This is a genomic window from Amycolatopsis magusensis (assembly GCF_017875555.1).
In the GTDB taxonomy this organism is placed as follows: domain Bacteria; phylum Actinomycetota; class Actinomycetes; order Mycobacteriales; family Pseudonocardiaceae; genus Amycolatopsis; species Amycolatopsis magusensis.
The window spans coordinates 6,139,846-6,165,524 of the sequence record NZ_JAGGMS010000001.1; the positions used below are offsets into that span (position 1 = coordinate 6,139,846).

Consider the following 25,679-nt stretch of genomic DNA (forward strand, 5'->3'; position numbering starts at 1 on the left):
ATGAACAGCAACGGCGCTGACCCGCGGCAGGCCCTCGCCGCGCTGACCGGACCGGGTGGCGAGTTCGAGATCGCCGAGCAGGAGGTGCTCGGGGCACGCATGCCGGTGTTCACCCGCCGGGCGCCGAACCTGGGCGCACTGCTGGCCGGAGCGCCCGCCCCGGGGGACCGGGAATACCTGGTCAGCGCGCGCCGCAGGCTCACCTACGCCGAGCACGCCGAGCTGAGCGGTTCGTTCGCCGCCGTGCTGTCCCAGCGCTACGGGGTCGGGAAAGGGGACCGGGTCGCCATCCTCGCGGCCAACTGTCCTGAGTGGATAGTCGCGTTCTGGTCGACCGTGCGGCTGGGCGCGATCTGCGCCGCCTTCAACGCGTGGTGGTCGACCCCGGAGATCGCCTACGCCCTCGAACACGCGCGGCCCACCGTGCTGATCGCCGACGCGGAACGAGCGGCCAAACTGCCGCCGGACCCCGGCATCCCGGTGCTGTCGCTCGAAACCGGCCTGCGGGAGGAGCACGGGCAGCCGCCCGAGGTGGCGGTCGGCGAGGACGATCCGGCCGCCATCGTCTACACCAGCGGCACCACCGGGAAGCCCAAGGGCGTCACGCATTCGCACCGCAACCTGGTGGCCACGGCGAACTACCACCGGCTGATGAAGGCGATGTCCGCCGCGATGGACCCACGCCAGGCCGAACCCGGCCGCTGGCTGCTGAGCCTGCCGCTGTTCCACATCGCGAGCCTGCACAACGTGGCGGTGCCGCGGCTGGCCACCGGTGAAACCGTGGTGCTGAGCGAGGGCGCGTTCGACGCCCGCGCGACGCTGGACCTGGTGTCGCGCGAACGGGTCACCAACTGGACCGTGGTGCCCACGATGGCGAACCGGCTGGTGGCGGCCGGAACCGCCGGCTACGACCTGTCCGCGCTGAAGGCCTTCGGCCTCGCCTCGGCGCCGTCCGCACCCGCGTTGCAGGCCCGGTTGCGCGAGCTGGTCCCGGCCGCGCGCCAGAACCTGGTCACCAGCTACGGCCTCACCGAATCGGGTACCGGCGCGACGGTCACCAATCCCGCCGCGCTGGCGGCCGATCCGGAGACGGTCGGCACGCCCATTCCCACCGTGTCGATCCAGGTGCGCGACGACTCCGGGGCGGTCGTACCGGACGGCGTGCCGGGGGAGATCTGGCTGCGCAGCCAGTACAACATGACCGGCTACTGGAACGACGAGGCGGCGACGGCCGCGGTGTTCGACGCCGACCGCTGGATGCGCACCGGCGACATCGGCTGCCTGCGCGACGGCCTGCTGTACCTGACCACGCGGCGCAGCGATCTGATCCTGCGCGGCGGGGAGAACGTGTACCCGATCGAGATCGAGCACTGCCTCGACGAACACCCGGCCGTCGCCGAATCGGCCGTCATCGGCCTCGACCACGCGGACCTCGGACAGGAGGTGTGCGCGATCGTCGTCCTCGAATCGGAGGCGGACGAATCGGCGCTGCGGGAGTACGCCGCCGAACGGCTGGCGTACTACAAGGTCCCGTCGCGCTGGCACCTCACCACCGCGACGCTGCCGCGCAACGCCACCGGCAAGGTCAAGCGCACCGGACTGCGCGGCTACTTCGGGTCGAGCAGGTAGACCGGGCTGCGGTCGCCGGTGTAGTCGGTGCGGTCGTAGCGCATGGCGGTGTCCAGGCTGGCGACCCCGAGCAACGCCTGCACCGCCCGCGGTGGCGCGCCCTGGCGCAACGCGCGGGTGGCCACCGTCGCACGACCGGAGTGCGGGGAGAGCCGAACCTGGATTCCGGCCTCACGGGCGATCCGGGACAGGATGCGCTGGGCGTCGCGCTGGGTCAGCGCCCGGCCGCCGGTGTGCTGGGGCTGGTACGGATGCGGGGTCGAGGCGAGGACCGGCCCGCTGAGCTTGTCCCGGGGCACGCCCTCACGTTCGGCGCGCACCGCCCAATACCGCTCGAAGGTGGCGAGGGTCCCCGGTCCGATGGGGACGTGGGCGTCCTGCCCGCCTTTCTTGGTGTAGTGCAGATTCGTGTGCTGGCCGACGCGGCGGATGTTCTCGATGCGGGCGGTGCACAACCCGGTGACGCGCACGGCGAGGGTGAACAGCGCGCGGACCAACGCGGTGTCACGGAAGGCGGTTTCGGTACCCAGGCGGGTGGCGCGTTCCTCGATGTAGTCGAGGAACGCTTGGTACTCGGCGTCGTCGTCGAGCACCTGCAGCGGCGAGGTCGCCGGGACCGGCGGCCGGGTGACGGCGACCATCGGGTTGCGCTGGGCGCGCTCGTGGCGCAGGAGGTAGGCGTACCAGCTGGACACCGCGTCGATGCGGTGCTTGACCGTGGTGGCACTGGGTTTCTGGAGCGTGATGGTGCCGTCGGGAGCCCGTTTCCTGGCGGTCATGGTGGCCTTCCAGGCGTCGCCGTCGGCGCCGTGCGCGTCGAGCGGATCGAGCTGGTTGGCCTCGCACCAGTGGAGCCAGTCGTCGAGTTCCCGCAGATACCCGCGCTGCGTGTGCGGGGACTTGCCACTGAGCCAGGTCACCGTCAGCGCGCGCGGCGTGTAGCGGTCCCGCGGATCGGGCGGGGGGAGCGCGGGCAGTTCGGCGACCGTCCGGATCAGCCGTCCACGCCGGCGTTCGGCCTCCAGCACCTCCGCACCCACCGCCGTGGCCACCCGGTTCGCCGGTGCCTGCCGAGCCAGGATCCGCGCGGCCGCCTGCGCGTCGTCGGGCTGGACGAGGGCCGGGTGGTTGTCTGGGGCGGGCATGGGCTCATTGTCGCGTAGCCGCGGGAAGCTCGCCTACGGCAGCACTCCCTACACGCTGCGCCGGATCGCCCAGGACGCGGCGGCACGTTCGCCGGCTGCTGGTCAGCCCCGCACGAGGTAGCCCCCGTACGTGGTCTCGAAGAACGGGACGGCCCCCGTGCACGGCAGCACGTCCTGCTCGAACGACCCGTAGGCCCAGCTCCAGCCGATCCGGTCCGGCCCGGGGTTCTGCTGGAAGGTCAGCCCGATGCGCCGCCCGACGAGTTCCACCCCCGGCACCCCCGGCAGGTCGGCGCGCTCGACCACGCCGGTGACGATCGCGAGGTTCCCCTGCACCGCGACACAGTCGACTCGGCCGTCGAAATCGGCGTACGGGCCGCCTTCGGCCGTCTGGTGGTTGACGTGGAACCGGCCGGTCCCGGTGCCCGGCTTCCCCTGGGCCACCACGTCGAACCGCACGGGCTGCCCCGGATAGCCGGGGAAGGTGAGCGGCCCGCCCGCCGAGCCGACCACCCCCGGCAGCCTGCCCTCCGCCGCGGCCACCGCCGGTGCCGTCACCACCGCCAACGCCGCGACGGCGGCCAGCGTCGCACCCCAGATCCGTGTCCCCATCGGTGTTTCCTCTCGGTCGGTATCGCGCCTGTACCGAAACCCTGGCCCGTGGCCGAGGCGCGTTCCTCCCGCTGCGGAGGGAGTCCGGTCCCTCGCTGGTACCGGCAGTCCGTGACTATGCTGTCGCGATGATTCTGGGGGCAAGGCTTCACGGGATTCCCGCCGTCATCCCGAGTCCGACGCAAGGGGTCTGGCACCTCGGGCCGATACCGGTGCGCGCGTACGCCCTGTGCATCGTGGCCGGGATCCTCGTCGCGGTGTGGCTGACCCAGCGCCGGTGGGTGCGGCGCGGGGGCAAACCCGGGCAGGTGCTGGACATCGCGACCTGGGCGGTGCCCTTCGGGATCGTCGGCGCCCGGCTGTACCACGTCGCCACCTCCTGGCAGCCGTATTTCGGCCCCGGCGGGAATCCGCTCCACGCGCTCTACATCTGGGAAGGTGGCATGGGCGTCTGGGGTGCCGTCGCCTTCGGCGCGCTCGGGGCCTGGATCGGTGCCCGGCGTTCCGGGGTGCCGCTGCCACCGATGGCCGACGCGGCGGCTCCGGGCATCGCGCTGGCCCAGGGCATCGGCCGCCTGGGCAACTGGTTCAACAACGAGGTGTACGGCGGCCCGACCGAACTGCCGTGGGGACTGGAGATCCACCAGTGGGACCAGTCAGCGGGCCAAGCCGTCCTCGGGGCGGACGGTCAGCCCGTCGTGCTGGGGACCTTCCACCCCGCGTTCCTCTACGAACTGCTGTGGGTCTTCGGGGTGGCCGCGGTGGTGATCTGGGCGGACCGCCGGTTCCAGCTCGGCCACGGCCGCGCCTTCGGGCTGTACGTGGCGCTGTACACGGCGGGCCGGTTGTGGATCGAAGCGCTCCGGGTCGATCCGGCGAACCACATCCTGGGGCTGCGCCTGAACATCTGGACCGCCCTGCTCGTGTGCCTGACCGCCACCGCGCTCACCGTGGTGTCGGCCCGGCGGCATCCGGGTCGTGAGGAGCCGATGCTCCGGCCCGTCGGACCGCGGTGATCATCAGTCGCCCCACCCGGCGGCGTCCAAGCTCATCTCCCAGGTCTGGTACGGCAGCGACGGGTGGCGCTGGTGGAGGACTTCGCCGGGGAGGGTCATCGGCGGGGCCTTGCGCGGGCTGCCCATGGCGTGCGCGACGACCGCGTCGGTGAGCGGGCGGGCCCCGCCGAGACGCGGGTAGGCGGCGTGCACGCGGTCCGCGTAGCCGGGTGGCAGGGCGCCGGGACCGCCGAGCACGTCGATCCCGATCCCGCCGGTGGCGATGCCGATCTCCGGCGCGCGACGGCGCTGGAACACCGGGGAAGAGTGGAACGACGGGGTCGTGTGCTGCGCGATCGCGTCCCAGACGACGTCGACCCGGCCGTCGGTCACCCCTCGCTGTTCGAGGAACTCCGCGGCCAGGTCGGCACCGGCCACCTCGAATCGCTGGTCGGAGGCGGCGGAGGCGGTGAGGCCCATGTCGTGCAGCACGCAGATCAGGAAGGTCAGCTCGGCGTCGTAGTCCCGGCCCGGTTTCCGGCCCTCCTGCGCGGCGGCTTCCCTGGCGAACAGGAAGCTGCGCATGCTGTGGTTGAACAGGTAGGTCTCCTGTGTGCGGTGGGCCAGGTTCCGCGCTTCGCGGGCGAGCCGGGTCGTCGGGAAGGACAGATCCGCTCGCACGGACGGCGCGGGCCGCGCGGCGGACGGTGAGCCGGTCAGTGCGACGGCACCGCCGGCGAGACCGGTCACGAGCGCGGTGCGACGGGACACGGGGGAAGGCATGAGCACACTCCTAGGGTCGGCGGTCTGGTCTGGTTCGGTGGTTGGCCAGCCGGAAGCGGTTCCGGTAGGCCGAGGGCGCGACGCCGAGGACCCGCAGGAACGCTTGGCGCATCGTTTCCGGCGAGCCGAATCCGGCGGCGTCGGCGACGGCCGGGACGGTCGCGTCGCCGGATTCGAGGAGGGCCTGCGCCGCTTCGACCCGGAGCCGTTCGACGAACTGGCCCGGCGTCGTCCCGAGGTCGCGGCGGAACAGGCGGCTCAGGTGGCGTTCGCTGATCGCGAGTTCGGCGGCCATCGTGGCGAGGCGGTGATCGCCGCCCGGATCCGCCACCACCCGCTCCAGCGCTTGGCGCAGGGTGGCGTTGCGGGGCGCGGCGACGGCACCGCGGGCGCTGAACTGCGCCTGGCCCCCGGGCCGTTGCAGGAACACGACGAGGTGCTTCGCGACCGCGCGGGCCTGGTCCTCGCCGCGGTCCTCACCGACCAGGGCCAGCGCGAGATCGATCCCCGCGGAGGCGCCCGCCGAAGTGACGACCGGGCCGTCCCACACGTAGATGGCATCGGGATCGACCGTGACCCGCGGGAATCGCCTGGCGAACTCGGCGCAGGCCTGCCAGTGCGTCGTGGCCCGCCTGCCGTCGAGCAGACCGGCTTCGGCGAGCAGGAACGCGCCGGTGCAGACCGAGACCACCCGCCGGGCACGAGTGGCCAGCCGCCGCACTTGGCCGGCCAGCTCGGGCACCATGGCGGCGAACTCGTGGCTCGGGTACCCCGGCACGACGAGCGTATCCAGTTCGTCCACATCGGACAGTCGCAGGGCGGCGCTCAGGGAGATGCCGACGTCGGTGCGCACGGATCCGCCGTCCAGCGACGCCAGCCGCACCCGGTAGCCACCGGCGTCGGTGAGCACCTGGACGGGACCGGCCACATCGAGCAGCAGCACCCCGTCGGCTACGGCGACGATCACTTCGTCGGGTCCGGTCGTCACGGTGGCCAGTCTGTCGACCCGCGGCCGATGGCCACAAGGACACCTATCCCACGGATCCGGACCTCAGGCGACCGGATGAGCGCAGTTCATCGCCTCGTTCCCGAGGAGTTCACCGCCGGTGCGCTGCAGGTGCGCCTCGCCCCACACCCGGACGCTCTCCACGACGGGCAGGACCGTGGTGCCGTAGGGCGTGAGCCGGTAGATGACGGGCGCCGGGACCGGCCCGGTCACCACCCGCTCGACGAGCCCGTCGGCCTCGAGTTCCCGTAGCTGCTCGGCCAGGACCTTGGGCGTGATCGGCGTACCGCGGCGCCGCAGTCCGGCGAAGTGGGACTCGCCGTGGGCGAGCCAGTACACCAGGGTCAGCTTCCACTTCCCGCCGACCGCGGCGAACGCCGCGGCCATCGGGCAACCCGGCAGGGGATTGGGGCGCGCCTGGGTGGGGTTACCCGCAGGTGCCTTCTTGTTCATGGTGGTGCTCCCCTCGGATAGTCGGACCCGTGAACCTCCACAGACCGCTCACCGTGCCACACGGACGAATCCTGGTGGCGTTGCTCGCGATACTCATGCTGACCGTGCCCGCCTCGGCGTCAAGCCTCGAAACCGAGGACGGCCAACGGGACTTCGACTGGGAGATCGGCGCCTGGCACACCGACGTCCGAGTGCTCGCCGACCCGCTGTCGGAAACCGCGGACGAATGGCTGCGGTTCGGCGGGAAGTCCGTCGTGCGGCCGCTTCTGGACCGGCGCGCGAACGTCGTCGAACTCGAGGTCTCCGGACCGACCGGACGGATCGACGCCCTCAACATGCGGCTCTACGAACCACAAGCGAACCGGTGGAGCCTGACCTTCATCAACCTGGGCGACGGCCTGCTCACCCCCTCACTGCACGGCGGTTTCCACCACGACGTCGGCCAATTCCACGGCGACGACCACCTCGGCGGACGCCCGATCAAGGTGCGCTTCCTCATCCACCGGCAGGGACCGGACCGGGCCAAGTTCGAACAGGCCTTCTCCGCCGACGGCGGCCTGACCTGGGAAACGAACTGGATCGCCGTCGACCGCCGCATCGGGACCTGAGTCAGGACAGCCGCGGAACTGCCTTGCGGGCAAGGAAACCAGCCGCCAGCACTCGCGCGATCCGTTCCGAAGCGGGATTTCCGAGAAGCCGGTTGGCGTGCATGTGGATCACCGCGGAGGCGCAGTCCGCGCGCCGTTCGGCGGGCAGCCGATCGTGGTAGGCGTGCAGCGCGGCCAGGTAGCCGTCCCAGACGGGCATGGCTGTGTCGGTCGCGAGGCGACGCAGGCCGGCGAGGCGCCGGTGGGCTGCCCGGTCGAGACGGGGTCGGCCGAGCGCGGCAGGATCACCGTCGGCGACAGTGGCCGCAACCATCGCCGCGGCCCACGCCGCCACGACGAGTCGCTCATCCGGCTCACGGACGGCGGTCAGTACGGCGAGCACCACGTCGCTGTCGGCCGCGAAGACGTTTTCGGCTGCTTCGATCGCCCCCGAGCCGCCGTAGCGTTCGATCTCCTGCTCGTAGGGTTCGACGCTGAAGCCCGAGGCGAGGGCCTCCGCGACCAGCCCCGCACCCCATCGGGAAAGCTCCGGCAGGAGTTCGCCGCCGAGTACCGCCGGGACCCCGTGGAAGCGGATTCGGAGATGTGGACCGAGGGCTCGTGTGCGGTAGCGCAGCCAGAACCAGCGGTCGAACAGTCCACGCACGTCCGGGAGGATCCCGGCGAAATCGGTGAGGATCTCGTCGTGCTGGGCCGCGGGCGCGCCGATCGCCAGCGACAGCCAAGGCCCTCCAGGCAGGTGGTACCCGGCTCCAGCCGGTCGGGGCGACACCGTGCTGGGGCTGGGCGGAAGCGCGGTGGCGGCGAGCGGGATGACGAGTTCGAGCAGATGGCGACCGGACGGGCCCGTCACGACATCCTGGATCGCGTGTTCGCCGCCGGGTTGTTCGGTGACGGCCGCCAGGCCGCGTCGCACGTAGCGGCGAAGCAACTGCACGTCCCTCGGCACGTCGAGGTCGAGCGGGAGCTGTCGTTCGTCGTCTTCGGTGACGACGACCGCGGGCGGCCGCGGAATGGTGGACACCCGCCAGGAGTGCAGCTGCGCCGCCCATGCGGAGGTGTCACAGGCGTCGGTCAGCTGCTTCGGCAGACGCCACCGGGCGGACGCGAGAATCGTCGACCGATACCGCACCCGGGGCAGGAAAGCATTGGCACGCAACGAACCCCACGAGAACAGACTCCACGGGCGGCACCCGGACCGGCCCAGCAACGCCAGCAGCCGGGCCTCCGCCGGAAGATGACGCGGCCCGATCCGGGAGTTCAGCACCGGCACGACCTGGCACCCGCGAGTCCGGGACCACAGGGTCAGCCGCCCGGGATCGGCCACGAGCACCAGGTCGTCCAGCCGCAGATCACCCGGCCGAGGAGAAACCCCGACGGGGATGCGGATCGGCGCCACCCCGGTCGGCGGCGCGATCGTCGCCAGCGCTGGATCACGCGGCCGGACCACCACCTCGGCGACAAGCGCGTCCGCCGGCGAACCGGTGGCCCGCAACCGCAGCAGCGAGGTGAACCGGCCGGCGCTCGACCCGGCGCCCTGAGTCCCGCCCGCGTGGAGCGCGAGGTGCAGGCGGCCCGCGGCCAGGTCCTGCTCCGAGGCGGCGAGAACACGGGCGTACACCTCCACGCCCGGTGGCGGACGGTCGTTGCCGGGCACGGCGAGCGCGGTGATGGTGGCGTCGTCCAGGACCACTTCGAGCCGGCCGTGGGCAGCCGCGTCACCGAGCGCATTGAGACGCCCCGGAGGTGGGTCCGCGGCTCGGATACTCGTCTCGATGCCTTCGTCCCCCAATCCGAGCACCGGATCGGTGACCTCGACAAGCGGGACGAACCGCCCGTGACCCCATCGTTCGACGAAACGGGCGTGGTAGGTGGCGAGCGTGGGCTCGGTGCAGCTCAGCATCCACAGCACGCTGACGGCTTCGGCTGCTTCGTCGAGAAGTGCGCGCGGCACAGCGATCGTCGCGTCGGCCGCTACGTCGACGCAGAGCGGATCGTCCTGGCCACAGACGCGAGCGGACTCTTCCCTCGCAGCCTTGACCGCTTCGAGACGCGGCACCGACCCCACCGGAAGCAGGTCAGCGGCGTGGAGCTCGGCCCGGAGACCACGCAGCGCGTCGCCGCTGTCGGGCAGCCGGGAAAGGAGATGCGCGAGCGGGTCGTCGCCCAGGTCGACGGGCAGCAGATCGGTCAACAGGAACCCCTGGCGGGTCAGCTCGAGGACCGTGGCACGCAGCATCGACACCGGAACAACCGGCCAGCGGGCCCGGACGGCGGCAGTGATGGCGCCGTACCGAGTTCCCCGCTCACCTACCTGGAGGATCAGGACGCTCGCCGGGGTCGCGCGGATGGTCACCAGTTGCTCGTTCTCGAACCGCTGACCGCGGCGGCGCACCAGGTCGTTCGTGGTGAACGTGAGTCGCTCGAGCACCCCGGGAACGTCCAGGAGCTGATCGGCAAGGGCGCTCAGCGACACCGGACTCGGGTTGCTGCGGGCGCGGTGGTGACCGCCAAGACGCAACGCGCAGCCGCGCTCGACGACCGACACCGTCTGAACACCGGCGAACACAGCCTGAGGAGTCGGACGCAGCCGCGCCCGGCGGTCATAGGCGCGGATGGTCACTGCGCGACGCTCGTCGCCGGAAACATCAAGAACAGCGAGATCGGCCTGCCTCGAAACGAGCGTGATGCCTTCGGTCACCATCGACTTCAGGGAATTCCCACTTGCGGGACACAGCGGAATACGCGCCAATACCGCAGCACCCGGCAAAGGTGAGAATTGCCGCGAACGCACCGGTGGATGCGCTACTGGGTGTCGCGGTCGCCCGGGTTGCGGCAGTCTGTGGACGTGTTCATGCAGTCCGTGGTCGAGTCCGCCCCGGCGACGCCGATACCCGGAACAGCTTGGACATCGAGATCGAACAGGTCCGCGGTGAGGTGATCCAGGCTGTTCGTTTCCTCTGCCATGACACTCCTCGCTCGCAGCTGCCAGGAAACAACCATAGCGGCGGTCATCTCCGTGCAACTCGCGCTTCGAGGCACTCCACTCGCACGGCCCAACCCGCTCAGTCGGTAGGTGCGGCCCCTTCGCGCAGCCTTCTGCGTGAGAGCGTTAGCGTGGCGGTGAAGGCCACCACCGGGGCGATGACGAGCCACAGCAGCACCACCACGAGATCCTGCCGGGTCGCGGCCGCGACCTCGAACAGCCCGGCCTCGTCATCGATGATGGACACCACCACCAGGCCGACGAGGCCGGTCACCGCCGCGAGCGCGGCAGCGCCGCCCAGCCCGGTGGTGGCGGTCACCGTGGTAGGCGCCGGCTCGGGCAGCCGCAGATTCCGCTCCCAGTCCTCGCCTCTGCCCGCCGTCCACAGTTCGCGGATCGCGTCGACGTCCTTCGCCGGGACGTCGTGGAGCCGCAGCCGTTCGCCGATCTCGTCGTAGACCAGGACCACCCGGACCCCGGGTTCGGCCCGCACCTCCTGCACCTCGGACCAGCTCAGGCTGACCGACTTGGTGAACCTGGTGCTGGTGAACCCTTCTCCGTCGACCGCGGTGCCGTTGACGACGAGGTGCCAGACGGTGATGACGCTGTAGACCACCGCCATTGCGACCAGGCCGAACCCGTCGTCCGACCCGGCGCCGTACACGACGGTCATCGCCAGACCCAGTACGACGACAGCGGCGAGGGCGACGGCCTCGTGCGGCTTCGCGAACCCGCGAAAACTCGGCCGGTAACGCAGTTCGTCCATGGTGTTCCCCCCCTGGCGACAGGATAGGGAGCACCGATCACAAAACGGTGAAGCCCCAGCGCGAAGGCAATGGGCGGCCCGTGGCGATTTCAGTACTTCCCGGTGCAGGCCTCCTGTCCCGTGCCCAAGTCGTGAGCGCACGCCCAGGCCACCTTGTTCGCGTCGTCCACCATCTTGGTCCACGTGCCGGTGACCCCGGGTCCGTTCTCCCGCCCGAAGTGCGAGCCGTCCGAGCTGTGGACGTGTACCCGGTCACCCGGCACTCCGCCGCTGATGCGACCCCAGGCCGCCCGGCAGGACGGGCTGTAGCGCAGGTGGATGGAGATGCCCTGCACACTCGCCGTCTTGACCGTCTTCGCGTCCTGGTCACAGAGCATCTGATCGGGCCACGCCCCCTCGCATTCCCACGCGTGGCAGAGTCCCGCGATACCCGGCTGGCCGCCGGTGTCGGCGGAGGCGGCCGCGGAGGTCGTGATGAGCGGGACCGCCAGCGCGGCGGCGAACAGGAGCCCGATGTTCCGAGCGGCTCTCTTCGTCATGGAATTCCTCTCCATCGATTCGGTCTCCGTTGTGTAGCGCCGATCGGTTGTGCACGGTCGGCCACTGGACGCTGCACAACAGACCGTGCACAATCCCCGCAGGGGGAGGGGGTGGCGCGTTGCCGCGTGGCGAACGCCCGCTGGGCGACGAGGATGACGTAGTCGTGCGTTTCGCCGGTGATCTCCGGCGGCTGCGGGAAAAAGCCGGGAAACCGTCGTACCGGGAACTCGGCGCGCGGGCCCACGTGTCCGCCTCGGCTTTGTCGGGGGCGGCCGGTGGCCGGAAACTGCCCAGCCTGGCCATCGCGCTGGCCTATGTGCGTGCTTGCGGCGGGAATTCCGATGAATGGGAGAAACGCTGGCACACGGCCGCCGTCGAACTCGCCCGGCAGACCGAACCGGAGGAGGTCGACTCCGATGTCCGTGCGCCTTATGTGGGCTTGAGCGCCTTTCAGGAAAATGACGCCGATCTGTTCTTCGGCAGAGTGGGCCTGCTCAAGAAGCTGAGTCAACGGCTCCGGGAAAATCGCCTCGTCGCCGTGGTCGGCGCCTCGGGCGCGGGGAAGACTTCGTTGTTGCGCGCGGGTTTGCTGCCGGAACTCCGGGCCGAGGAGCCGGTGGTCCTCACCATGACGCCTGGGCAGCACCCGATCGAGGAGTGCGCGATCCAGTTCGCCACCCCGCTCGGGAGCGGTCCGGCCATGCTGGCCGGCGACCTCGCCGAGAACTCGCGTGGCCTGCACCGGCTGGTGCGGCAGGCGCTGACCAGCCGGCCGGACCACGCCGAGCTGGTCCTGATCGTGGACCAGTTCGAGGAGGTCTTCACGCTCTGCGGTGACCAGCGGGAACGCTCACGGTTCATCGACCTGCTGGTGACCGCGGCGACCGCGGAGAACAGCCGGGTGCGGATCGTGCTGGGGATCCGGGCCGACTTCTACGGTCACTGCAGCCGGTACCCGGACCTGGTGGAGGTGCTGCAGGACCACCAGGTGGTGGTCGGCCCGATGTCGGGCCAGGACCTCCGCGACGCGATCACGAAACCCGCGACCCGCGTGGACTGCTCGGTGGAATCGGCCTTGCTGGCGACCCTGTGCACCCACGCGGACGGCGAGGTCGGCGTCCTGCCGCTGCTTTCCCACGCGCTGCTCGAAACCTGGCGGCGGCGGCGCGGGAACTCCCTTTCCCTGGCCGGGTTCCAGGCGGCAGGTGGCATCGACGGTGCCTTGCGGCAGACCGCGGAAGCGGTCTACCACTCCTTCGAACCCCGCCAGCGCCAGGTCGCGGCCGACCTGTTCCTGCGGCTGACCGCGCTGGGCGAGGGCACCGCGGACACCAAACGCCGGATCACCCGCGCCGAACTCGACAGCGAGGACGCGGATCTGGCGCTGGTGCTGGAACGCCTCGCGGGCGCGAGGCTGCTCACGCTCGACCGCGACACGGTGGAGATCGCCCACGAGGCCCTCATCAGGTCGTGGCCGCGGCTGCGCGAGTGGCTGACCGAGAACCGGGAAGCGCTGCACCTGCACCGGCGGCTGACCGAAGCCGCGGCGGACTGGGACAGCCACGATCGGGACCCCGGCCTGCTCTACCGCGGTGCCCGGCTGGCCGCGTGGGAGAACCGGCCCGAAACCGCGCTCAACGACCAGGAGCGAGCGTTCCTCACGGCCGGCCGAGCTGGTGCACTCCGGGAGCAAGCGGTCACGCGGCGCCGCCGGAACATGGTGGTCATGGGCCTGAGCTGCGCGCTGGTGGCGGTCAGCTTCCTGGCCGGGCTGGCCGCCGTGCAGGCGGGCCGGGTGGTGACCGAACGCGACCTGGCCTCGCACCGGGAGCAGGTGGCCACCGCCCGCGCCGAACTGGCCAGGCAGCCGGAACTCGGGCTGTCGCTGGCCGTGCGGGCCTTCGACGCCTCGCCCTCCGGTGAGGCGGCGGCGGTGTTACGCCAGGCGGTGGCGGATTCCCGTGGCCGCGCCGCGCTGGACACTGGCCAGGGTCACCTCTCCGGACTCGCGGTGAGTGCCGGCGGCACCAAGGTGGCGAGTGCCGGGCTCGACGGCACGGTCCGGATCTGGGATCGGGCGGGGGACACACTCGGGGAGCGGCCCACAGTCCTGGCGACCGGCGGCCCGGTCACCGGAATCGACTTCAGCCCCGATGATCGGCTGCTGGCCACCGTTGGTGCGAGCGGTGCGGCGACACTGTGGGAAGTCGGCTCGGGTGTCCGACAGCGAACGCTGCCGGGGCACAGCGGCAACGTCAACGCCGTGGCGTTCGGCCCCTCCGGCCAGTTGGCCACCGGTGGGGACGACGGCACCGTCCGACTCTGGGACCCGGCCACCGCCGAGCCGCGGGTGCTCGCGGCGCCCGGCCGGGTGCTGAGCCTGGCGTTCGATCCGCGCGGGCAGCGGCTCGCGGTGGGCGGGGACGACCGGGCGATCCGCGTCTGGCCGGTCGGGACGCCGGGCGAGCCCGAGGTGCTGACCGGCCACACCCACCACGGCAAGGCGCTGGACTTCAGCCCCGACGGCGGCCGGTTGGCCAGTGCGGGCGGGGACGGCTCGCTGCGGGTCTGGCACCTCGGCGGCGAGCGGCCACCGGCGGTGTTCGACAGCCACACCAGCGAACTCACCTCGGTGGCGTTCGGGCCGGACGGCCGTTCCGTGGTCACCGGTGGCAACGACGGCGCACTCCGGCTGTGGGAAGTGACCACGCGAACCGAACCGTTCGTGCTGCGCGGGCACGAGGGCGGGGTGGCGGCGGTGCGGTTCAGCCCCGACGGCACCCGCCTGGTCAGCGCCGGAGCCGACGGCACGGTGCGCCTGTGGGATCCCGCGGGCGGGGAAGTGCTCGCCCTGCCCGCCGGGCACCAGGGCCCGGCGATGGACACAGCCGTGACCCCGGACGAGGCGACCGTGGTCAGCGGTGGTTACGACGGCACCGTGCGGGTCTGGCGAACCGGGACCGGCGCGCCACCGACTGTGCTCCAGGGCGATCAGCCCACCGTGCTCGGGGTCGCGGTCAGCGCAGATGGCCGCCGGGCCGCCGCGCTCGCCGAGGACCGGGTCATCCGCGTCTGGGACACCGGCAGTGGCCGGCTGCTGCTCACCCAGCCATCGAATGCCGACGCGCTGGGGGTGGCGCTGAGCCCGGACGGCCTGCTGGTGTCGGGTTCCGGGCCGGAGGGTTCGGTGCACCTGTGGCGGGTCGACGAACCCCACCGGTCGACGGTGCTGCGGGGACACCGGCATTCCGTGCGCCGCACGGCTTTCAGCCCCGACGGCGGGCGACTGGTGAGTGCGTCGGACGACGGCACCCTGCGCGTCTGGGACATCGGCACCGGTGCGCAACTGCACGTGCTGGGGGAGCAGCTCAGGTGGAGCGTCGAGTTCAGCCGGGACGGGACCGGGATCGTCGCCGGGGCGCAGGACGGGACCGTGTTGTTGTGGGCGCTGGACGCTGCCGGACCGCCGGTCGTCCTGCGCGGTCACCAGGGCATGGTGTGGGACGTGGCCTACAGCCCGGACGGCCGGTGGGTCGCCAGCACGGGCAGTGACAAGACGGTCAGGTTCTGGCCGGTCGGGGACGGCCAGGCCCCGATCGTCGTGCGCTGGACCGGCCCGATGGCACCGTCGGTCACCTACGGCCGGGACGCGCAGCGACTGGTCAGCGCCCACGCCGATGGCGTGACCCGACTGTGGACCTGTGAACCGTGCGCGCCGATAGCGCAGGTCCGGGCACTGGCGGCGCAGCGCACGGCGTCGACTGGTTACGCCGCAACACAATGACCGGCCCGAACGGATCGGCACGGGTGGCAACGTCGACGGCCGCGTTGCGGCGGCGTCTGTCGACCGCTCGTTTACTGGGGACCGTTGGGCGCTGATGACGCCCAACGGTCACCCAACTCTTTGTTCCAGCGCGAGGACTCCCCGCGCCAGGAAGATCAGAACGGAAGCGGTGTCCGGACGACCTCCAGCTCGGCCGGGTTGATCACCGGAGGCGCACCGGCGGTCTGGAACCCGACGTCGGCCCAGCGGCGCACGATGTCGGTCGCCGCGAGGCGGTCACCGGCGGCGAGAAGAGAGATTTTTGCCCCGTGGTGGGCACCGGGTGCGGTGTAGAGGTGCGAGTCGTGCGGGCTCGGCGTGAACCGCTCGGCGCTCCAGGGGTCGTTCTCCCCGTAGATGAACATGATCCGCTGCGAGGAAGTGCGCACCCACCGGTCCACGTCGAGCATCGGAGCCGGGTTGTGCGTCCGGTGCAGCTCCGGCGGAACGTTGGAGTACACCGACGACGAGTCCGGGTACTTGAGATAGGGACGCACGTGCGCGAACTGCGGCTGGGGCCAGCCGAGTTCGGTCATCGCGTGGAAGTAGTACGGCGTCATCTGACCGAGGTCGTTGTCGCTGAACGAGCCGAAGGCGACGGTGTTGTTGATGTACTCGAAGATCTGCTCGCTGGTGGCGGAGGTGGACGGCACCTTCGCGCACTCGGTCTGGCCGAGGAACTGCCAGAACGCCCAGCCGAGCATCATCACCGACTTCTCGAACGCCTGGTCCAGGCTGCCGACGATCCTGTCGTAGGTCCAGCCGGACTTCGCCGCGTACTGCGTCAGCAGGGCGACCATCTCCGGCCTTCGCTGGAACGCCTCCACCTGGAGGTCGGTGAGCGCGGTGCGGCAGGCGTCGGGGCCGACGGACTCGAAGAACCGGTCGTAGGCGCTGTCCTCGGCGTTGTCGCGGTCGTTCGGCGCCACATACGCGACGACGCCGTCGACATCACCCGGGTAGAACCGGCTGTGGTAGACCGAGGTCATCCCACCTTTGCTGGCCCCGCTGGAGATCCACTTCTTGGCGTAGAGCGGCTTGAGCGCGCTCACCAGCCGGTGGTGATCGGTCGCCGCCTGCCAGATGGTGAGCTGGTCCCAGTTCACCGGCTCCGGCCGGGACGGCGGGAAGAACCTCTGCTCGGTCGAGATCTGGTTGCCGCCGACCAGCTGGGTCGTCTCGGTGCGGAACGGGGTCGGGTAGAGCCCGTATCCGGTGGTGTGCAGGATCATCGGCAGGTCGACCGACTTGTGCACCAGGCTGAACCGCTGCTGGAAGGTGGCACCGTTCGGCTGCCGGTGATCGACGGGCTGCGTGTAGCCGAGCACGAAATAGCGGTGCTCCGGGGCGGGTGGCGTGCCTTCGGAAAGGACCGTCAGGCCCGGGATCCGCTTGAGCTGGTCGAGGATGTCGTCCTGTGGAGCGGCACCCGCCGCACCCACCGGACCGAACAGTCCCGCGACGATCGCGGCCGCGGCGCCGAAGGCCGCGGTTCTCCGTAACTTGGTGAACAAATCGGACTCATTTCTCGCACACGTCGTCCCCCCAGTCGGTGACGACCACAAGAGTTTGGTCGGAACCGCCTCACCCGCCCCTCGATTAGGCCACGCCTGAAGTGGCGATCATCACACCGATGACTACTCCGGGGTCTCGTCCACGCCGCTGGCCCGGCGCGCTCGAGGCGGTCGCGCTGACCTTGCTCGCGCAGGCGTGCCGCGACGACGAGCGCGTGCGGTTCACCTACACCCCGAACAAAGGCGAGCAGTCGCCCCGGCTTGGTCGAGCGCGCGGTTCCGGCAGCGAGAGCTGCCCGCCGCCGAGGCGGAAAGGCGACGGCGCACGCGGGCGGCACGCGGTCAGCGGAAGTCTTCCACGTGATCGCGCGCCCACTGCGCATAAGTGCGGCCGGTCTTGCCGGTGGCCTCCCCGTAGCCGGGCAGCGGCTTCATCAGCTCCGAGTAGTCCTGGTCGGAATAGCCGTCGTCACTGCCGCCCTCGCTGCCGTCGTAGTCGACGAACCCGAGCAGCAGGTCGGCGCTCTCGGCGGCGAAGCCGCCCATCGCCGTGAGGATGTCGCGTGCCTCCTCACGGGAGACCTCCTCGTAGCGCACCTCCTCACCGAGCGCGTCGGCGATGGTCTCGACCTGCCCACGCACGCAGAGCTGCTCGGGGCCGCTGAGCGTGTATGCGTTGCCGACGTGCCTGTCCTCCAGTAGCGCCGCTACGGCGACGTCCGCGATGTCCGCCTCATGGATCGGGGCGCTGCCGAGATCGTCGCCGAACGGGTAGCGCACCGTCCGCGACTCCCTGATCATCGGACCCCAGATCGGCAGCATGTTCGTCATGAACTCGCCGGGCCGCACGTGCGACCACTCGAGCCCGGACTCCTCGACCGCGCGCTCGACGCGGACGTGGTAGCCGGTGTCGAAGCCGAGCGTCACGGCCGCGGCGGAGAGTACGACGACGCGCCGCACACCCGCCTGTTCGGCCAGGTCGACCACCTCGACCGCAGTTTCCGGCTGCGGGAAGAGGAACAGCTTCCCCACACCCTCGAACGCGGACACGAGCGACCCGGGCTCGAGAAGGTCGCCCGTGAAGACCTCGGCGCCGTCGGGAAAACCGCCCCTGGCAGGGTTACGGGTGAGCACCCGCACCGACTCGCCCGCCCGCAGAAGCCGGTCGACGACGTGCCTCCCGACCAGCCCCGTCGCACCGGTAACCAAGATCGTCATGACTTCCACTCCCCGCGTCTGTACTGGTCACCGCGCAACGTAGCCCAGATCCAGGCCACTTCGTGACCGCTGGTGAACCGGGCGGGGACTGGGCAAGCCGGTACTGATGCCGGCCGATCCGCGACAAGGCCGCGTTCGGCTGGCTGGCACAGGAGCACCACAACCTGGTGGCCACCGTGGCCACCGTGGCCACCGCCTGCGCTGTCGGCGCGGCAGTCGAGGCCGCCGCACTCGAAGAAGACACTCACCCCCGCATTCGCGTGGAGACACACACGAATCTGGCCACCGGTCTATCCGTGAGCGGTAGACCGGAGGAGGCGATTCGCCACTACCGGCAAGCGACTTCACTGTGGCGGCAGGCCGGAGACCGCCGCGGCGAAGCAGCCACGATCGGCATCATCAACAAGCGTCTTGGCCGTAGCGCGGACGCGGAAGGTCAAGCCCGCGAAGCACTCGAACTGCACGAGCACTTGCAGGACGAATACGGCGCGGCCAATTCTCTCGGCACACTCGCGCTCGCCTGCCGCCGGAGGCGCCGGTATCCGGAGGCCATCGGTCACTGCCGCGAGGTTCTTCGACTTTGCCGCAAGCTGGGGTTGCGATCCCTGGAGGCCGACACACTCGGCGAGTTGGCGGTCACCTTCGCCGAGAACGGCGAACCGCAGGCGGCCCGCACGGCGATCGCGCAGGCCCTGCCCGGTCGACGAGTTGGGCAGTCCCGGCTCGACCGGCGGACTGCTCAACGACCTGGGCACCGCACTGCGGCTACTCGGTGAGCCGCACGCAGCACTGGATCGACACCTCGCCGCTCTGGAAGCGGCCAATGATCCCTACCAGCTGGCTCTGGCGCATTGGGGAGCCGCACTCTCGCAGGGCACCACGGAGCTGGCCGCTGGTCACCGTGAGCAGGCGCAAGCCCTCTTCCACCGGCTCGGTGTGCCCATTGACGCCCGACCCTGACTCGCCGACGAGATCGGCTTCAGGGGGCTGGCTCTCGTCCTGCGCGTCACCGTCGCGGTGATCGAACTGCAGGGTGGCTAGGCGACTCGGCATCAACAAGCTCACGAGCAGGTAAGTGCGCCATCGGCGTCATGCGCGGCGAGGTGCCCACCCATCGCAGCAGCTTACATCTCGGCTGCGCGTGGCCTGCGGTTGATAACAGCGATTATCACCCCTACTCGACTGCGCCCGTTGTATCGCTAACTAGTTAGCGATAGACTCATTTCTAACAAGTTACGATTAGACTGGAGCGATCAAGTTGACGGGCATGGACGACCGGGAGCGGGAAGACGGCGAAGAAGGAGCCCCGACCGGTGGCGGGGCGGGGGAGCGGCGAACCCGTCAGTGCGCGCTGGATGGCTGCGACCGGCGGTTCGTCCCGGCGTCGAACCGGCAGAAGTTCTGCGGTCCGGCGCACCAGCAGCAGGCCCAGGCGCTGCGCCGCCGGCCGGTTGGCCCGGAGTTGCCCTTGGCCGAACTCGAGCAGATCCGTGACGACGCGGTGGCCACCATCGTGCCCGCGGCCGAGGCGCTGACCGAGAAGCTGACCGCCCTGTTGGAGCGGCTTACCGGCATCAACGACAGCGCGGTCGCCCGTATCGCCGCCGCGGAGACCGCGGCGGCGGAGGCCCGGGCTGCTCAGCAGGACGCGGCCGAGCGTGCGGCTGACGCCGATGCCGCACGTGAGCGCGCCGAACGGCAGGCCCGCATCGACGCCGCGGCCCGGACCGCCGCCGAGAACGAGGCTGCGGCCGCCGGCCGCGACGCCGAGTCCGCCCGGGCGGACAAGCACCGCGCCGAGGTAGCTCAGGCCGAGTCCGAGCGCGATGCCCGTTGGCTGGCGGAACAACTCGCCGAACTCCGCCAGCAGCACGCCGAGCTGGCCGGCCGGCACGACCAGCTGGAGGCCCAGCACGCGTCCCTGACCGAGGCACACGCCGAACTCGGCCGCGCCCGCGACACCGACCGCGCCGCCCACACCCAAGCGGTACACGAACTCGAGCTGCGGCACCGCGACCAGCTCACCGACGTCCGGCAGGCCCACGCCCAGGAACTGGCCGAGGCCGAACGCCGGCACACCGCTGACCGTGAGCAGCTCACCCGGCGCCACCACGAGGAAACCGACCGGCTCCGCGCCGACCACACCACAGCGCTCGCCCGGCTCACCACCGACCTCGAGCAGGCCCGCGTCCGCGACACCGAACAACGGCGCACGATCGAGCAGCAGACCGCCCGGCTCGCCGAACACGAACGCGCCACGGCCGCCGCCCGCACCCTCGCCCGCGACTACGCCGCGCTGTTCGAAGTAGCCACCGACGTCGCCGCGACCGACCCGGCTACGGGCCGGGACATCCGTGCCGAACTCGCGGCCGCGCTACGAGGAAGGTCCACGCCCGGGCCCCTCGGGTAGCGGCACTGGGGTCAGGCGGTCGGGGAGGTCCAGTCGGCGGGGATGTGGGCGAGGCGGACGCGTTGGGGGTGATCGCCGACCGGGACGGAGATGATCTTCTTCCCGGTGGCGAAGTCGATGGCGGTGACCTGGTCGGCGTCGCTTTCGGAGATGACGCAGGCGGTGCCGTCGCCGCTGACGGTCGCCCAGTACGGCTTGGCGGCGGGGACGAGCGGGCCCTCCTGCAGCGTCGCGCGGTTGACGATGGTGGCGTAGTCATCCATGGTCCCGGCGACGCACAGCTTGCTGCCGTCGGGGCTCATGGACAGGCCGTGATGGCGGGAGTCGTTGACGTAGGTGGTGCGGTCGTCGCTGGTGTCGGGGTTCTCGGGGAGGGTCTTCACCCGGGTGACCTGGTCGGTGGCGACGTCGTACTCGGCCAGGCCGTTGAAGAAGGAGACCTGGAAGTACAGCTTGGACTCGTCCGGGGTGAGGGCGGCCGGGCGGACGGCGTCCGACAGGTCCTTGCGCCCGGCGGCGTCGAGGCGAGGGCGCATGTCGATGGTCTTGACCACCTTGAAGGTGGACGTGTCGGCGATGGTGACCTTGCGATCGCCCTTGAGGAAGTCCTGCCACGGGGCGTCGAAGTCGTTGTTGACCTCGCCGATCGACATGTTCCAGATGCGCTTGCCGTCCTTGGAGAAGATGTTCTCGTGCGGCTTGTCGCCCGTGGCGAACTTCCCGAGTTCCTGGCCGGTGTTGATGTCGAGGACGTGGACGGTGTTCGACGTCGAGGCCGACACCGCGACGCGGGTGCCGTCGGGCGAGACGGCCATGTGGTCGGAGCGGAACCCGGAGACGGGGAAGCGCCATTTGAGCTGCCCGGTGGCCAGGTCGATGGAGACGACATCGGCGAAGCTGGGCCGCGAGGCGACCAGGGCGGTGCCGTCGGGCGTGGCGTACATGTCGTCGACGAACTGGTCGTGGCCCTCGCCCGCGGTCTCCCGGATGCCGAGGAAGAACAGCAGCTTGATCGGGTCGAGGTAGATCTCCTGGAGCCGCTTGTCCTTGTCGGGGATGACGTTGAGCCGGCCGATCCTGGCGAAGTCGCCCCGAGCCTTGATGACGGTCGCGGTCCCCTCCCAGTTGTTGCCGACGAACATCACCTCCTGCAGGGCCGGAGCGGCGTGGGCGGGAATCGAGGCGCCGGTCGCCAGGACCGCGGCCGCGGCGCCGATGGCGAGCAGACGTCGGCGCCTGGCGATGCGGGGCAGGATGGGCATGACAGCTCCACAGGGGTGAGAGGTGCGTCGTGGCAAGATCTCGTGGGCTCTGCGACAGCTCAGGCCGAACTCCGAAACTGGTTGAGTTCAGACTAGCTACTGGATAGTAGGAGCCGGGAGCGGCGGCCACAACCCCGGATGGGGGAAAATGCCCCAGCACTGATCGGAGGCGTGGTGGCGGGCAGATCAACCCCGGCGGAGGGGCGGTACGGCGGCAAGGACGCGGCTCAGCGGCAGGCGGAGCGGCGCGCTCGGTTCCTCGAGGCGGGCCTGGAGCTGTTCGGCGGGGAGCTGGGCTATCGGGGGACGCGCCTGGCCGCGTTGTGCAAGGAAGCGGGGCTGTCGAGCCGTCAGTTCTACGAGGAGTTCCACAGCCTCGAGGACCTGCTCGCCGAACTGCACCTGATGGTCAACGACGTGGCACAGCAAGCCGTCAACGAAATCCTGCCCGAGGTACGGGACCTCCCGCTGGCCGAGCGGATCCCCCGATTGCTCCACGCCTACGTCAAAGGCGCGGCCGCCGATCGGCGGCACGCGCGGATCGCCTATGTGGAGATCATCGGCGTCAGCCCCCGCATGGACCTGCAGCGCCTGGAACGCCGCGCCGGCTGGATCGACTTCCTCCGCACCATGGGCGACGACGCCGTCCAGCGCGGCGAGCTCCCACCCGGTGATCACAGGATCGCCGCCGCGGCCTTCATCGGCGCCGTCAACGGCCTCATGCACGACTGGGTCATCGGCTGGGTCGACGCCTCCTTGGAGGAGATCGCCGACGAACTCCTCCAGTTCCTCCTGGGGCGCTACCGGATCACTTCCTGAACCGGCTCACGGATCAGCCCTCGTACGCGGGTACCTCCACGTACGAGGGCTTCGAGTCGGCTATCCCACCGGAAGCGGACGCTGCGCGCGGCTCACGACTGTCCTGAAAGGACCAGCTCGGGGTCACTTCTGGTGAGCCGTACCTCGTCGGCGACGCCACCTGCCGGAGTAGGGCAGTGCGAACAGGTGCAGGCCGGTGAACATGAGCAGGGCGAGCGGAAGCAGTGGCAGGTAGGACACCCAGACGGCAGGCTCCTCCTGTACCAGCGCGACGGTGGCGGCGATGACCGTCACCGTGAAGGCGACAGCCAGCCAGCGGTGGATCTGCCGGACTTTCTTGTTCCAGGTCAAAGTGGACTCCTCAGCAACCCCGGCGCTCTAGCGGGCGCGGGTTCGGTCGGTGATGGCGTGGTGTGCTCATGCGGGGGCGGTGATCCTCCAGTGGTGGCCGTCGGGGTCGGCGAAGTGTCCGATGTGGTCACCGCGGTCGTTCTGGGTCACGGGAGCGGTGATCCGGCCCCCTGCGGCATCCGCGGTTTTGAGCAGGGCGTCGAGGTCCTGCCGGGAGGCAGCGGTGTGGGCCAGGACAACGCCGGAAAAGCCGTTGCCGCGCTCGTCGACGCCGGCGTCCTTGGCGAGGGCCTTGCGGGGGAGCAGGCCGAGTCGGCTGACACCGGGGGCGATGGTGAAGTCGATGAACTTGTCACCGTAGTCGCGGTCGGTGGTCATGCCCAGCGCCTGGTAGAACGCCTTGGCCGCGCTGGGTTTGGCGACCCCGAGGTAGACGGCGGTCTCGACGGGCGTGATCGGTGAGGTGACGGGAGCGGTGTTCTTCTTGGTGGCCGCAGCCAGCTTCCACACCGTGCCGTCCGGTGCCCGGTACACGGCGGTGAACTCGCCGAAGAGTTGCTTCTTCGCCGGTTTGACGACCGTCGCGCCGTGGGCGGTGGCGGCGTCGAGGAGGAACTCGACTTCATCGGGCTGCTTGACGATGACGGACAGGACACAGCCGCGGAATCCGGACGTCACCGGATCCGTCCCGGCTTCACCGGCGAGGGTGCCGGTCTGGTGGAGGGCCAGCTTTCCGGTGCCGTGCAGGTCCAGGTCGGCGGTCTGGTCGTCACCGGCGAGCGCGGAGGTGTAGAAACCTCGTGCTGCCTCCGGGTCCGGTACCCCGATGGTGATCAGGTCGATTGAGAGTGCCATGCGGGCTTTCCTTGTGTGTGTGGTGGGTTTCAGGCGAGCTGGTTGATGCGGATGAGGTTGCCCGCGGGGTCGCGGAACGCGCAGTCGCGGACTCCGTAGTCCTGGTCGGCGGGTTCCTGGACGACGTCCGCGCCGGTGGCTTCGAGGCGTTCGAAAAGGCCGTCGAGGTCGTCGGTGGCCAGCGTGATCGCGGTGTAGGTGCCCTTGGCGATGAGTTCCAGGATGGTGCGGCGCTCGTCCTCGCTGATGCCGGGATCGACGGCAGGCGGGTGCAACACGATCGACGTGCCCGGCTGACCGGGCGGGCCGACGGTGATCCAGCGCAGGCCCTCGTAGCCGACGTCCTTGCGCACCTCGAAACCGAGGGCGTCCCGGTAGAAGCCGAGCGCGGCTTCGGCGTCGGTGTGCGGGAGGAACGCGTGGTGAATGGTGATTGCCATGCCCGTCAACCTAAATCCGCTCACCGGGACCGCGCTTCTTGATTCCTGATCGGTTCGGGTTGCCCCGGAGGAAGGACGTTCTCGTGGGGAGGCCACGTCTGCTCAGAGATGGTCCGTGAAGATTCTCAAGCCTGGCTTCGGGCGCTCCGCAAGGTGCTGAACGGTGGATGCGCGGTACCGCGCGGTCGCGCGGGGCCAGTCACCACGGTGTCCCGCCCAGATTGGACGGGCCGCTGTCCACCGTGACGATCTTGTCGTCGGTGTAGGTGTCCAGATCAGACATGAGCAAGGATTCGCCCGTGCGCGCGCGATGAAGACGAAACGTTCCGTTGGTGTTGTTGGTGGACACGATGCAGCGGATCGGCACCGGATCTGCCAGCGCCCTGGCCAGCCGCACTACTTCCATGGCGAACCGCGTCCCCTGCCCGAGCAGCACCAGCTGATCCTGCTCGGAGATCACCGGTACCGCGTCGACGTGGTCCACGTGCACCGGTACCCGATCCTCGAGGTGGAAACTGGTCACCGCGCATTCCCAGCCGGTGAGGTCCTCGTACCGGCCGGGCGGCTCACCGGCCCACCCCGAGTATCCGCCGAAGACCAGCACGTCGCCGCGCTGGTCGAGGCCCCACGCGAGCAGTTCCCGTAACCCGGCAGCCAGCTCGGATGGCGCCACGGACGACAAACCGGCCGATCCCAGCGCCCGATACGCCTCGTCGTTGATCCGCACGTTCAACACATCAACGATCTTGCCACCCGGTGCCGCGCTACTGATGCACTTGCGGGTCGACGCGAACTGTCGGTGCGGGCTCGTAGGGTCACCGGCATGACGACCCAGCCAGTGCACGACCCGCGTCGATCCTTTGCTCAGGCACTGGACCAGACCGCGCGGCAGATCGCGGCGACCCGTCCCGATGAGCTGGGTAAGCGCACGCCCTGCGCCGATTACGACGTTCGCGCGTTGCTCGGGCACTTGATCGCGGTGCTGCACAAGCTGGTCCACGTCAGCGTCGGCGGTGATGCGCGTGAGCTTCCCGATGTGGTCAGAGACATCGCCGACGATGCTTGGGGTGGCGCGTTCGCCGAGGCACGGGGCGAGGTGGAACGGGCGTGGGCCGACGACGCGATGCTCGATCGTATGGTCACCTTGCCATGGGGCACCATGCCCGGCCGGGTGGCTCTGGATGCCTACACCCATGAGTTCACTGTGCACTCCTGGGACCTCGCGCACGCCACCGGGCGGCTCGCCGACCTTGAGCCCGCGCTCGCTGTCGAGGCGCTCCAAGCGTTCGTGGAGTTCGCGCCCCCTGACGAGCGCGGTGAGCAGGGGCCATTCGGGCCGGTCGTGCAGGTGTCCGAAGACGCCGCCCCCTACACCCGGCTGGCCGCCTACCTGGGCCGTCAACCGTAGCCCGCGTGGCACTGAAAACAGTTCCGGCGAACTTCCCGGCGGGCTAGGGTCATCGG

General features: G+C 70.3%; 24 protein-coding genes and 1 pseudogene. 8 read left to right on the plus strand and 17 right to left on the minus strand.

The features are described 5' to 3' along the window. A complete protein-coding gene (gene casG, locus JOM49_RS27285; RefSeq protein WP_209667064.1) occupies nt 1-1,629 on the plus strand; it encodes a steroid-24-oyl-CoA synthetase in 1,629 nt (542 codons plus the stop codon). Here casG and JOM49_RS27290 read toward each other — a convergent pair. Further along, the gene (locus JOM49_RS27290; RefSeq protein WP_209667065.1) at nt 1,608-2,774 is read right to left on the minus strand and encodes a tyrosine-type recombinase/integrase; all 1,167 of its coding nucleotides are present in this window, start codon (nt 2,772-2,774) and stop codon (nt 1,608-1,610) included. The two genes, casG and JOM49_RS27290, sit on opposite strands and share 22 nt — an antisense overlap. Nucleotides 2,775-2,876: 102 nt before the next feature. Next, complete coding sequence (locus tag JOM49_RS27295; RefSeq protein WP_209667066.1) at nt 2,877-3,386, minus strand: hypothetical protein; 510 nt, start codon at nt 3,384-3,386, stop codon at nt 2,877-2,879. Nucleotides 3,387-3,514: 128 nt separating this feature from the next. Here JOM49_RS27295 and lgt point away from each other — a divergent pair. Then, nucleotides 3,515-4,375 (plus strand): annotated as a pseudogene (gene lgt / locus JOM49_RS27300) (prolipoprotein diacylglyceryl transferase); the annotation flags it as partial. 30 nt (nt 4,376-4,405) lie between these two features. Here the strand turns inward: lgt and JOM49_RS27305 are convergent. The 3 genes from JOM49_RS27305 to JOM49_RS27315 all read right to left on the minus strand — a co-directional run bounded on the left by JOM49_RS27305 (nt 4,406) and on the right by JOM49_RS27315 (nt 6,623). Continuing rightward, entirely contained in the window at nt 4,406-5,164 is a 759-nt protein-coding gene (locus JOM49_RS27305; RefSeq protein WP_209667068.1) for an HD domain-containing protein, read from the minus strand. Between the two features lie 10 nt (nt 5,165-5,174). Continuing rightward, nucleotides 5,175-6,152: a GlxA family transcriptional regulator gene (locus JOM49_RS27310; RefSeq protein WP_209667069.1), complete on the minus strand. Its 978-nt coding sequence runs from the start codon at nt 6,150-6,152 to the stop codon at nt 5,175-5,177. 63 nt (nt 6,153-6,215) lie between these two features. Next, complete coding sequence (locus tag JOM49_RS27315) at nt 6,216-6,623, minus strand: winged helix-turn-helix transcriptional regulator (RefSeq protein WP_245369495.1); 408 nt, start codon at nt 6,621-6,623, stop codon at nt 6,216-6,218. 29 nt (nt 6,624-6,652) lie between these two features. Here JOM49_RS27315 and JOM49_RS27320 point away from each other — a divergent pair, with 29 nt between their 5' ends. Further along, on the plus strand, nt 6,653-7,231 hold the full coding sequence (locus JOM49_RS27320; RefSeq protein WP_308158892.1) for a hypothetical protein: 579 nt from the start codon (nt 6,653-6,655) through the stop codon (nt 7,229-7,231). 1 nt (nt 7,232) lies between these two features. Here JOM49_RS27320 and JOM49_RS27325 read toward each other — a convergent pair whose 3' ends face one another. The 4 genes from JOM49_RS27325 to JOM49_RS27340 all read right to left on the minus strand — a co-directional run bounded on the left by JOM49_RS27325 (nt 7,233) and on the right by JOM49_RS27340 (nt 11,522). Continuing rightward, on the minus strand, nt 7,233-9,935 hold the full coding sequence (locus JOM49_RS27325) for a lantibiotic dehydratase (RefSeq protein WP_209667070.1): 2,703 nt from the start codon (nt 9,933-9,935) through the stop codon (nt 7,233-7,235). Between the two features lie 101 nt (nt 9,936-10,036). Continuing rightward, a complete protein-coding gene (locus tag JOM49_RS27330) occupies nt 10,037-10,198 on the minus strand; it encodes a hypothetical protein (protein WP_209667071.1) in 162 nt (53 codons plus the stop codon). 98 nt (nt 10,199-10,296) lie between these two features. Further along, nucleotides 10,297-10,983, minus strand: coding sequence for a hypothetical protein (locus JOM49_RS27335; protein ID WP_209667072.1), 687 nt, complete (start codon nt 10,981-10,983; stop codon nt 10,297-10,299). Nucleotides 10,984-11,072: 89 nt separating this feature from the next. Next, nucleotides 11,073-11,522, minus strand: a complete 450-nt coding sequence (locus JOM49_RS27340) for a DUF2690 domain-containing protein (protein ID WP_209667073.1) — start codon at nt 11,520-11,522, stop codon at nt 11,073-11,075. A 119-nt stretch (nt 11,523-11,641) separates the two neighbouring features. On the opposite strand from JOM49_RS27340, the gene JOM49_RS27345 reads away from it, so the two are divergent. Then, entirely contained in the window at nt 11,642-15,307 is a 3,666-nt protein-coding gene (locus JOM49_RS27345) for an nSTAND1 domain-containing NTPase (protein WP_209667074.1), read from the plus strand. 155 nt (nt 15,308-15,462) lie between these two features. Here the strand turns inward: JOM49_RS27345 and JOM49_RS27350 are convergent, their stop codons facing one another. After that, entirely contained in the window at nt 15,463-16,860 is a 1,398-nt protein-coding gene (locus JOM49_RS27350) for a S28 family serine protease (RefSeq protein WP_209667075.1), read from the minus strand. A gap of 342 nt (nt 16,861-17,202) precedes the next feature. Next, a complete protein-coding gene (locus tag JOM49_RS27355) occupies nt 17,203-18,078 on the minus strand; it encodes an SDR family oxidoreductase (protein WP_209667076.1) in 876 nt (291 codons plus the stop codon). Nucleotides 18,079-18,245: 167 nt separating this feature from the next. Between JOM49_RS27355 and JOM49_RS44190 the strand changes: the two genes are divergently transcribed. After that, nucleotides 18,246-18,854, plus strand: a complete 609-nt coding sequence (locus JOM49_RS44190) for a tetratricopeptide repeat protein (protein WP_209667077.1) — start codon at nt 18,246-18,248, stop codon at nt 18,852-18,854. Here JOM49_RS44190 and JOM49_RS27365 read toward each other — a convergent pair. Then, nucleotides 18,844-19,143 (minus strand): hypothetical protein, encoded by a 300-nt coding sequence (locus tag JOM49_RS27365; RefSeq protein ID WP_209667078.1) that lies wholly within the window; start codon nt 19,141-19,143, stop codon nt 18,844-18,846. The genes JOM49_RS44190 and JOM49_RS27365 overlap by 11 nt on opposite strands. A gap of 202 nt (nt 19,144-19,345) precedes the next feature. Between JOM49_RS27365 and JOM49_RS27370 the strand changes: the two genes are divergently transcribed. Further along, nucleotides 19,346-20,488, plus strand: a complete 1,143-nt coding sequence (locus tag JOM49_RS27370; RefSeq protein WP_209667079.1) for a coiled-coil domain-containing protein — start codon at nt 19,346-19,348, stop codon at nt 20,486-20,488. Between the two features lie 11 nt (nt 20,489-20,499). Here the strand turns inward: JOM49_RS27370 and JOM49_RS27375 are convergent, their stop codons facing one another. Further along, a complete protein-coding gene (locus JOM49_RS27375) occupies nt 20,500-21,750 on the minus strand; it encodes a YncE family protein (protein ID WP_209667080.1) in 1,251 nt (416 codons plus the stop codon). A 174-nt stretch (nt 21,751-21,924) separates the two neighbouring features. Here JOM49_RS27375 and JOM49_RS27380 point away from each other — a divergent pair, with 174 nt between their 5' ends. Beyond that, nucleotides 21,925-22,569 (plus strand): TetR/AcrR family transcriptional regulator, encoded by a 645-nt coding sequence (locus JOM49_RS27380; protein ID WP_209667081.1) that lies wholly within the window; start codon nt 21,925-21,927, stop codon nt 22,567-22,569. Nucleotides 22,570-22,692: 123 nt separating this feature from the next. Here JOM49_RS27380 and JOM49_RS27385 read toward each other — a convergent pair whose 3' ends face one another. The 4 genes from JOM49_RS27385 to JOM49_RS27400 form a co-directional block, all read right to left on the minus strand. Continuing rightward, on the minus strand, nt 22,693-22,920 hold the full coding sequence (locus tag JOM49_RS27385; protein WP_209667082.1) for a hypothetical protein: 228 nt from the start codon (nt 22,918-22,920) through the stop codon (nt 22,693-22,695). A 66-nt stretch (nt 22,921-22,986) separates the two neighbouring features. After that, the gene (locus JOM49_RS27390; protein ID WP_209667083.1) at nt 22,987-23,775 is read right to left on the minus strand and encodes a VOC family protein; all 789 of its coding nucleotides are present in this window, start codon (nt 23,773-23,775) and stop codon (nt 22,987-22,989) included. Nucleotides 23,776-23,804: 29 nt separating this feature from the next. Then, entirely contained in the window at nt 23,805-24,215 is a 411-nt protein-coding gene (locus JOM49_RS27395) for a VOC family protein (protein WP_209667084.1), read from the minus strand. A gap of 199 nt (nt 24,216-24,414) precedes the next feature. Continuing rightward, the gene (locus tag JOM49_RS27400; RefSeq protein WP_308158893.1) at nt 24,415-25,059 is read right to left on the minus strand and encodes a PM0498 family protein; all 645 of its coding nucleotides are present in this window, start codon (nt 25,057-25,059) and stop codon (nt 24,415-24,417) included. Here JOM49_RS27400 and JOM49_RS27405 point away from each other — a divergent pair. Further along, nucleotides 25,039-25,623, plus strand: a complete 585-nt coding sequence (locus tag JOM49_RS27405; protein WP_209667085.1) for a TIGR03086 family metal-binding protein — start codon at nt 25,039-25,041, stop codon at nt 25,621-25,623. The genes JOM49_RS27400 and JOM49_RS27405 overlap by 21 nt on opposite strands. Nucleotides 25,624-25,679: the final 56 nt, after the last annotated feature.

What these genes read in the sequence shown, in the direction of transcription:
- JOM49_RS27355 (WP_209667076.1), bottom strand. Translation starts at nt 18,078, where the DNA reads ATGACGATCTTGGTTACCGGTGCGACGGGGCTGGTCGGGAGGCACGTC.
- JOM49_RS27290 (WP_209667065.1), bottom strand. Translation starts at nt 2,774, where the DNA reads ATGCCCGCCCCAGACAACCACCCGGCCCTCGTCCAGCCCGACGACGCG.
- JOM49_RS27390 (WP_209667083.1), bottom strand. Translation starts at nt 23,775, where the DNA reads ATGGCACTCTCAATCGACCTGATCACCATCGGGGTACCGGACCCGGAG.
- JOM49_RS27325 (WP_209667070.1), bottom strand. Translation starts at nt 9,935, where the DNA reads ATGGTGACCGAAGGCATCACGCTCGTTTCGAGGCAGGCCGATCTCGCT.
- JOM49_RS27375 (WP_209667080.1), bottom strand. Translation starts at nt 21,750, where the DNA reads ATGCCCATCCTGCCCCGCATCGCCAGGCGCCGACGTCTGCTCGCCATC.
- JOM49_RS27305 (WP_209667068.1), bottom strand. Translation starts at nt 5,164, where the DNA reads ATGCCTTCCCCCGTGTCCCGTCGCACCGCGCTCGTGACCGGTCTCGCC.
- JOM49_RS27330 (WP_209667071.1), bottom strand. Translation starts at nt 10,198, where the DNA reads ATGGCAGAGGAAACGAACAGCCTGGATCACCTCACCGCGGACCTGTTC.
- JOM49_RS27370 (WP_209667079.1), top strand. Translation starts at nt 19,346, where the DNA reads ATGGACGACCGGGAGCGGGAAGACGGCGAAGAAGGAGCCCCGACCGGT.
- JOM49_RS27335 (WP_209667072.1), bottom strand. Translation starts at nt 10,983, where the DNA reads ATGGACGAACTGCGTTACCGGCCGAGTTTTCGCGGGTTCGCGAAGCCG.
- JOM49_RS27295 (WP_209667066.1), bottom strand. Translation starts at nt 3,386, where the DNA reads ATGGGGACACGGATCTGGGGTGCGACGCTGGCCGCCGTCGCGGCGTTG.
- casG (WP_209667064.1), top strand. Translation starts at nt 1, where the DNA reads ATGAACAGCAACGGCGCTGACCCGCGGCAGGCCCTCGCCGCGCTGACC.
- JOM49_RS27340 (WP_209667073.1), bottom strand. Translation starts at nt 11,522, where the DNA reads ATGACGAAGAGAGCCGCTCGGAACATCGGGCTCCTGTTCGCCGCCGCG.
- JOM49_RS27315 (WP_245369495.1), bottom strand. Translation starts at nt 6,623, where the DNA reads ATGAACAAGAAGGCACCTGCGGGTAACCCCACCCAGGCGCGCCCCAAT.
- JOM49_RS27395 (WP_209667084.1), bottom strand. Translation starts at nt 24,215, where the DNA reads ATGGCAATCACCATTCACCACGCGTTCCTCCCGCACACCGACGCCGAA.
- JOM49_RS27405 (WP_209667085.1), top strand. Translation starts at nt 25,039, where the DNA reads ATGACGACCCAGCCAGTGCACGACCCGCGTCGATCCTTTGCTCAGGCA.